Source organism: Leucobacter chironomi DSM 19883 (genome assembly GCF_000421845.1).
GTDB lineage: Bacteria > Actinomycetota > Actinomycetes > Actinomycetales > Microbacteriaceae > Leucobacter > Leucobacter chironomi.
The window spans coordinates 1-6,677 of sequence record NZ_ATXU01000022.1; the positions used below are offsets into that span (position 1 = coordinate 1).

Genomic DNA, 6,677 nt, shown 5'->3' on the forward strand with positions numbered 1-6,677 from the left:
TGCCGTTGGGTGTGGTGGGGTTGACGGCGGATCAGGTCGCTGAGGTCTCGGGTGTCGACCTGCAGGAGCGGACCTCGCTGGCGGCGCTGCTGCGGTCCGTGCTCGGGGGCGTGATGGACTCCGAACTCAGCCTTCGCGACGAGGTCGACGTGTTCGCGCCCGTCGCCGACCTGCTGAAAGTCACCCTGCTCAGCGCCCTCACTCCCGACCGCGCCACGACCCGGTATCCGCTGGCCGAGCAGATCGTCACCTACGTGCTCGACAACCTCACCGACCCCGGCCTCGGAGCCGCCAGGATCGCGAAGGACCTGCACGTGTCCGAGCGTCTGCTCTACGCAGAGATGTCCCGCGCGGACATCAGGCTCGCGCAGCTGATCCAGTCCCAGCGCCTGCGTCGCGTCCGCGACGCCCTGACCGCACCGGCCACCATCGACGTCCCCATCGGCGTCCTCGCCCAACAGCACGGGTTCGTCTCCGCCAGCCACTTCAGCCGCATCTTCCGCGAAGAATTCGGCACCACACCCCGCCAATGGCGCAACAACACCACACCTCGCCTCGATGGGGCCCAGGACGAGAGCCGACTGGAGCTCTCGCAGCAGATCAGACCAGAGGAGACGTACGGATGAACGATCCTCTGTCTGACCTCACCGTCATCGACTCGGAGGAAGTTCGAGCATCGGATATCCCTCGCGCGCTGACGGCCGCATCGATTCTGTACGAGGACGGGGCTACGCAGGCATTCGCCGAGAACGGCAAGACCGTGTATGTCGAGAACGGAAGACCCACGTTGGGGGAGTGGTACGTGGATGCAGAGGGGCAGTTCTGCTCCTTCTGGCCGCCGGACTACCGAGCGTGCTACGAACTGCGCTGGCTCGTCGAAGACGAGCGGATCACTGGTCTCCGCTTCCGCCGCGGCTCCTACAGCGCCGTCGGTCGGTACCAGTTTCCCGGGCCTGACAATGCTGTCAAGGAATGAGCAGGGCGTCTCGGCAACGGGCCAGAAGCTCGGAGAGACGGGCGCGCTCCACCGGCTCGACCTCCATCGTCATGCGTTGAACAACCGAGGACACTTCTTCATGCGCGCGTTCGAGGATGAGCTCTGCGGTGTCGTTCAGCACCACGCTCCGTTCTCGCCGGGGCCCAGGATCACTCGAGCGGCTCACGAGTCCCCGCTTCTCCAGTCCCTGGAGCAGCACGTTCATCGACTGGCGGGACACGAACGCGCGCCGGGCGAGTTCAGAGCTCGTGATACCTGGCGTGTCCTGCAAGGCGGTCAAGCACGCGTATTGCGGCACGCTCAGCGCGAGCGGGCGAAGCCGATCGTCCATTCGCTGGTTCAGGAGCGACTGCGTCTCCTTGATCAGCACCCCCAGCGACTCCGGGCTCCGGTCCAATGCGTCCATGTCAATAGTTTGACACACACTCCATTGAGTGTCAGGATATTGACACTGGCGTTATTGAACAGAACAGGAGCCTGCTCATGGCAGCAACAACCACCGGCCCGGACTTCGTCTCTTTCCAGGTGCGGGACCGCGCCGTCTCCGCGGAGTTCTACGACAAGCTCGTCGGACTCACGCGGCTCCCAGACTCGAACCCGGCAGCGACCGTCTTCTCCGCAGGAGGAACCGCGTTCGCCGTCCGCGACCCGTTCCCGGGCGTGGATCTCGACGCGATCCCTCAGCTCGGTGCCGGCATCGGCGTCTGGTTCCACAACGATGACGCGGAAGGTGTGCAGGCACGACTCGTCGACGCGGGAGTGCCGATTGTGCAGGAACCGGTCGAGGGGCCGTTCGGCCTGCAGTTCTCGTTCCGAGATCCCGACGGCTACGTCGTCACGATCCACGCCCGCGCCTAACACCACCATGGCGCAGCACACCCTCTCGGTCCCAGTGCTCGGGCCGTGGTCGTTGCGCACCAGCAAGCGGTTCTGGGAAGAGTTCACACCTACCGCGATCGAATCCGGCGGCGACCCGGACGTCCTCTCCGCACGCTTTGTGAGCGAGCACGACTGGACGTCTGTGTCCGCCCACGTCACCCAGAGCGGGGAGAGCACCCAGATAGGTTTGTCCGGCCCGGGCGATCTGGCCGCAGCCGCTGAACAGGTGCGGCGCTTCCTCTCTCTCGATGTGGACGCGCGGGGATGGCCGGCCGTAGGCGATCGCGACCCGATCATCGCCACCGCCCAAAGGGCTCTCCCCGGATATCGCCCGTGCGGCTTCCATTCCCCGTACGAAGCCGCTGCCTGGTGTGTCTTGTCGCAGCGCACTCGCGTCCCAGTCGCTGCCCGACTCCGCCGCGACCTTATCGTCGCGCACGGCAACGACGGGGCCTTTCCCGCGCCCGATGCGCTCATCCGCGCCATCGACGCCAGAGAGCTGGACCTACCCGGTCGGAAGCCAGAGTATCTCCGAGCTGTCGCAGAGGCCGCACTCACCGGACTGCTCAACGGTCCTCGGCTCCAAGCAATGCCCGAAGAATCGGCTCGCCCCCACCTGCTCGCGGTGACAGGCATCGGCCCGTTCGCCGCGGACCTCATCCTTATCCGCGGCGCCAACGCCCAGGACATCCTTCCGCGCGCGGAACGCCGCCTCCACGCCGAGATCTCCTACCAGTACGGGCCCGAATCGCTGCTCGAGGAGGTCGCGGAACGCTGGCGCCCCTTCCGCTCCTGGGCCGCCGTCCACCTCCGTGCGCTCCGAGAGCAGCGCACCCACGAGATGGGCTGACCGATGACCCTACAGCTCTTCGATAGTGGAACGTCATCGCTGCGCACGTTCGCGCCCCTGCGACCGGGCCACGTCGGCATCTATCTGTGCGGTCCGACTGTTCAGGCTCCGCCACACGTCGGTCATCTCCGATCCGCAGTGGTCTTCGACCAGCTGCGACGATGGCTCCAGATCGGCCACGATCTCGACGTGACCCTGGTGCGAAACATCACCGACCTGGACGACAAGATTCTTGCCGCGAGCCAGACGGTGGGCGTTCCATGGTGGGCGTGGGCGGCTCGTCATGAGAGGGCGTTCGCCGACGCTTATCGCAAGATCGGTATCTTGCCGCCGACGATCGAGCCGCGCGCGACAGGGCACACCGCCGAGATGCTTACCTTCATCGACCGGCTGATCGCCCGAGGCCACGCGTACCGAGCGGGAGGGGAAGCGGGGGACGTCTACTTCGACGTCTCATCATGGCCCGACTACGGGTCTCTGACCTCACAGGAGCACGGCACTCTCCGCGGAGACGAACATACCGATCAGGCAACAGAGAAACGTGACCCTCGCGACTTCGCGCTCTGGAAGTCGGCTCCCCCGGACGCGGGGGCCAGCGAGGAGATCGTTGCTCCTGCGGCATGGGCTTCGCCTTACGGGCCGGGACGCCCCGGATGGCATCTGAGCTGCTCGACAATGATTCTCCGCTACCTGGGAGAGAGCTTCGATATCCACGGTGGCGGGCTCGACCTGCGCTTTCCTCATCATGAGAACGAACAGGCGCAGTCCCGTGCCGCCGGATACGGATTCGCGCGCTACTGGATGCACAATGGCTGGGTCACGTCCGGCGGCGACAAGATCAGCAAGTCTCTCGGCAATGCGACACCCCTCGACGAGCTACTGCAGCACATGCGTCCTCTCGACCTGCGCTACTACCTCGGATCGGCCCACTATCGGTCGAACCTGGAACTGACCGACTCCGCCCTGCGATCCGCCACGGCGGCGATGCGCAGGATCGAAGACTTCATCACCCGGAGCACCAACCACTCCAGGCGCACGGCGGACGCGGACATGCTGCCGGTCGCATTCCGAAACGCCTTGGATGACGACCTCAACATCCCCATGGCACTCGCGGTCCTCCATGACGAGGTCAGGCAGGGCAACACCGCCCTCGCCCAGCACGACGCGCGGGCCGGTGCCGACGCATTGGACGCCGTGCTCGCCATGACTGGCGTCCTCGGCATCAACCCGCGCGACAGCCCGTGGGACGAATCAACGGCCACACCCCCGCTCGCCGAGCGCGCACTGGAGGCCCTGATCGCACAGGCGCTCAACCAGCGAGCCCAGGCCCGTAAGGCCAGGGACTTCCGTACGGCAGACCGTATCCGTGACGAACTCGACGCCGCCGGGATCGTGCTCAACGACAGCCAGTCAGGTACGACATGGGGCTTCACCGAAGGCGATACCTCATAGCCCGGAACAACAACAGGAGGATTCTCGAAGTCACAGCCCACTCCCAGGCTCACGGGACCAAACCGCGTCACCCCGGCGTTATCAACAGTGACGCCGCAGCCAGCGGCGCCGAACAAGGAGGACATTGTGTCGCACGATTACAGCAAGACTTCTGAGGCCCTGAGCCGCCTCAACGACCAGCAGTACCGCGTCACCCAGAAGGACGGCACCGAGCCGGCCTTCCGTAACGAGTACTGGGACAACCACGAGGACGGCCTGTACGTGGACGTCGTCTCCGGACAGCCCCTGTTCTCATCCACCGACAAGTACGACAGCGGAACCGGATGGCCCAGCTTCACCAAGCCGGTCGTCGCTGACGCCGTCCACACGAAGACGGACCGATCCCTCTGGATGCCCCGCACCGAGGTCCGCTCTACCGGGGCGGACAGCCACCTCGGGCACGTCTTCGACGACGGCCCCGCGAACGCGGGCGGCCTGCGCTACTGCATGAACTCCGCCGCGCTGCGGTTCATCCCCGTCTCCGACCTGGAGGCCGAGGGGTATGGAGAGTTCCGCTCACTGTTCGAGACCACCACCACGACCACGAAGGAGCACACATCATGACCAGTGGAATTCACGACACCGGAGAGGTCACCCGCACACCCGGCACCGAGACGGCCGTCCTGGCCGGCGGCTGCTTCTGGGGCGTGGACGAGCTCATCCGCAAGCAGCCGGGCGTGATCAGCACCCGCGCCGGATACACCGGCGGGCAGAACGATCACGCCACCTACCGCAACCACCCCGGCCACGCCGAGGCCGTGGAGATCGTCTTCGACCCATCGAAGACGACGTACCGGGACATCCTGGCGTTCTTCTTCCAGATCCACGACCCGTCGACCCTGAATCGTCAGGGCAACGATATCGGCACCAGCTACCGGTCGGCGATCTTCCCGCTCACCCCCGAGCAGGAGCAGGTCGCCAAGGAGACGATCGCCGACGTCGATGCCTCCGGTCTGTGGCCAGGATCGGCTGTCACCACGATCGAGCCCGCCGGCCCGTTCTGGGAGGCCGAGCCCGAGCACCAGGACTACCTCCAGCGGTATCCGAACGGCTACAACTGCCACTACCCTCGTGCCGGCTGGGTCCTGCCCCGCCGCATCCAGGCGACCGAGGCTTCCGTCTGACCATGTCCACGTGGGGGCGCGTCACCGCTGAGCCGGTGGCGCGCCCCCGCGTCATCAGTGACGGAGGAATGATGCGGAACGACCGTGAACGAAGATGAAGACAACGCGGTGGAGCGACGTCGCGCAGCGTCAGCCGCAGTCCTCACATGCGCAGACCTGACCGATGCGCTCGGCCGGAAGCACCGTCACCGCGCCCATATCACCGGGCTCGTCAGTCCGGCACCCGAACGCATCCTGTTCGGGCGCGTCGCGACGATCTCCTTCTTCCCGACCTGCCACGCCGCGCTCGACCCGGAGGAATACACCTTCGGACGGCTGTTCCACCAGGCCGTCGACGGATCAGCAGCCGATCCCGGCAACACGGTCCTCGTGATGGCCAGCAACGGCCACAGCTCGACGTCTCTCGCCGGTGGAACGAAGCTCTCCCGTGCGACCAACGTCGGCCTCGCCGGCGTCCTGACTGACGGACGCCTTCGTGACTTCGACGAACTGGCCGCGGAACCGTTCGCCGCATGGTGCTCGGGAGAGGCCGTCGCCTGGGGTGGAGCAGTGGTCACGCCGTTTCAGGCAAATGTTCCCGTCGTCATCGAAGGAGTGGGCATCTATCCGGGCCAGTACATCTTCTGCGACTCATCGGGAGCCGTCGTCATCCCCGACAGCGACATCGACGAAGTGCTCGAGACCGCCCATCAGATCCGCGCCGACGACAGCGCGTCCCGTGACCTGATCGCGCGGGAAGGTCGCAACGGAGGCCTGACACGCGAGCGGTGATCTCACGGTGCCGGTGGCGTGGTGTTGTTGCGCCATTGGCGGGGTGTGGTGCCGAATTCTTCGCGGAAGATGCGGCTGAAGTGGCTGGCGGAGACGAACCCGTGCTGTTGGGCGAGGACGCCGATGGGGACGTCGATGGTGGCCGGTGCGGTCAGGGCGTCGCGGACGCGACGCAGGCGCTGGGACTGGATCAGCTGCGCGAGCCTGATGTCCGCGCGGGACATCTCTGCGTAGAGCAGACGCTCGGACACGTGCAGGTCCTTCGCGATCCTGGCGGCTCCGAGGCCGGGGTCGGTGAGGTTGTCGAGCACGTAGGTGACGATCTGCTCGGCCAGCGGATACCGGGTCGTGGCGCGGTCGGGAGTGAGGGCGCTGAGCAGGGTGACTTTCAGCAGGTCGGCGACGGGCGCGAACACGTCGACCTCGTCGCGAAGGCTGAGTTCGGAGTCCATCACGCCCCCGAGCACGGACCGCAGCAGCGCCGCCAGCGAGGTCCGCTCCTGCAGGTCGACACCCGAGACCTCAGCGACCTGATCCGCCGTCAACCCCACCACACCCAACGGCA

The 6,677-nt window shown here is 66.1% G+C and carries 10 protein-coding genes; 8 read left to right on the forward strand and 2 right to left on the reverse strand.

Annotation, left to right across the window (positions count from 1 at the left end; all coding sequences use genetic code 11):
- A partial coding sequence (locus H629_RS14680; RefSeq protein WP_152485734.1) for a helix-turn-helix domain-containing protein occupies positions 1-626 on the forward strand: 626 nt, incomplete at its 5' end.
- Positions 623-976 carry a hypothetical protein gene (locus tag H629_RS14315; RefSeq protein ID WP_024357790.1) on the forward strand — a complete coding sequence of 118 codons (354 nt, stop codon included), beginning with the start codon at positions 623-625 and terminating at the stop codon, positions 974-976. The genes H629_RS14680 and H629_RS14315, both read left to right, overlap by 4 nt.
- Here H629_RS14315 and H629_RS0113655 read toward each other — a convergent pair.
- Positions 966-1,403, reverse strand: coding sequence for a MarR family winged helix-turn-helix transcriptional regulator (locus H629_RS0113655; protein ID WP_024357791.1), 438 nt, complete (start codon positions 1,401-1,403; stop codon positions 966-968). The two genes, H629_RS14315 and H629_RS0113655, sit on opposite strands and share 11 nt — an antisense overlap.
- Positions 1,404-1,480: 77 nt before the next feature.
- Here H629_RS0113655 and H629_RS0113660 point away from each other — a divergent pair, with 77 nt between their 5' ends.
- The 6 genes from H629_RS0113660 to H629_RS0113685 all read left to right on the forward strand — a co-directional run bounded on the left by H629_RS0113660 (position 1,481) and on the right by H629_RS0113685 (position 6,112).
- On the forward strand, positions 1,481-1,855 hold the full coding sequence (locus tag H629_RS0113660; protein WP_024357792.1) for a VOC family protein: 375 nt from the start codon (positions 1,481-1,483) through the stop codon (positions 1,853-1,855).
- Between the two features lie 7 nt (positions 1,856-1,862).
- Positions 1,863-2,726, forward strand: coding sequence for a DNA-3-methyladenine glycosylase family protein (locus H629_RS0113665; protein WP_024357793.1), 864 nt, complete (start codon positions 1,863-1,865; stop codon positions 2,724-2,726).
- A 3-nt stretch (positions 2,727-2,729) separates the two neighbouring features.
- Positions 2,730-4,178, forward strand: coding sequence for a cysteine--tRNA ligase (cysS, locus tag H629_RS0113670; RefSeq protein ID WP_024357794.1), 1,449 nt, complete (start codon positions 2,730-2,732; stop codon positions 4,176-4,178).
- Between the two features lie 126 nt (positions 4,179-4,304).
- A complete protein-coding gene (gene msrB, locus H629_RS0113675; RefSeq protein WP_024357795.1) occupies positions 4,305-4,781 on the forward strand; it encodes a peptide-methionine (R)-S-oxide reductase MsrB in 477 nt (158 codons plus the stop codon).
- Entirely contained in the window at positions 4,778-5,341 is a 564-nt protein-coding gene (gene msrA / locus H629_RS0113680) for a peptide-methionine (S)-S-oxide reductase MsrA (RefSeq protein ID WP_020625394.1), read from the forward strand. Before msrB ends, msrA begins: the two co-directional genes overlap by 4 nt.
- An 84-nt stretch (positions 5,342-5,425) precedes the next feature.
- On the forward strand, positions 5,426-6,112 hold the full coding sequence (locus H629_RS0113685) for an RraA family protein (protein ID WP_230955752.1): 687 nt from the start codon (positions 5,426-5,428) through the stop codon (positions 6,110-6,112).
- Between the two features lie 2 nt (positions 6,113-6,114).
- On the opposite strand, the gene H629_RS0113690 is transcribed toward H629_RS0113685, so the two are convergent.
- Positions 6,115-6,677, reverse strand: a 563-nt coding sequence (locus H629_RS0113690) for a helix-turn-helix domain-containing protein (protein ID WP_152485735.1), incomplete at its 5' end; no start/stop codon positions are given.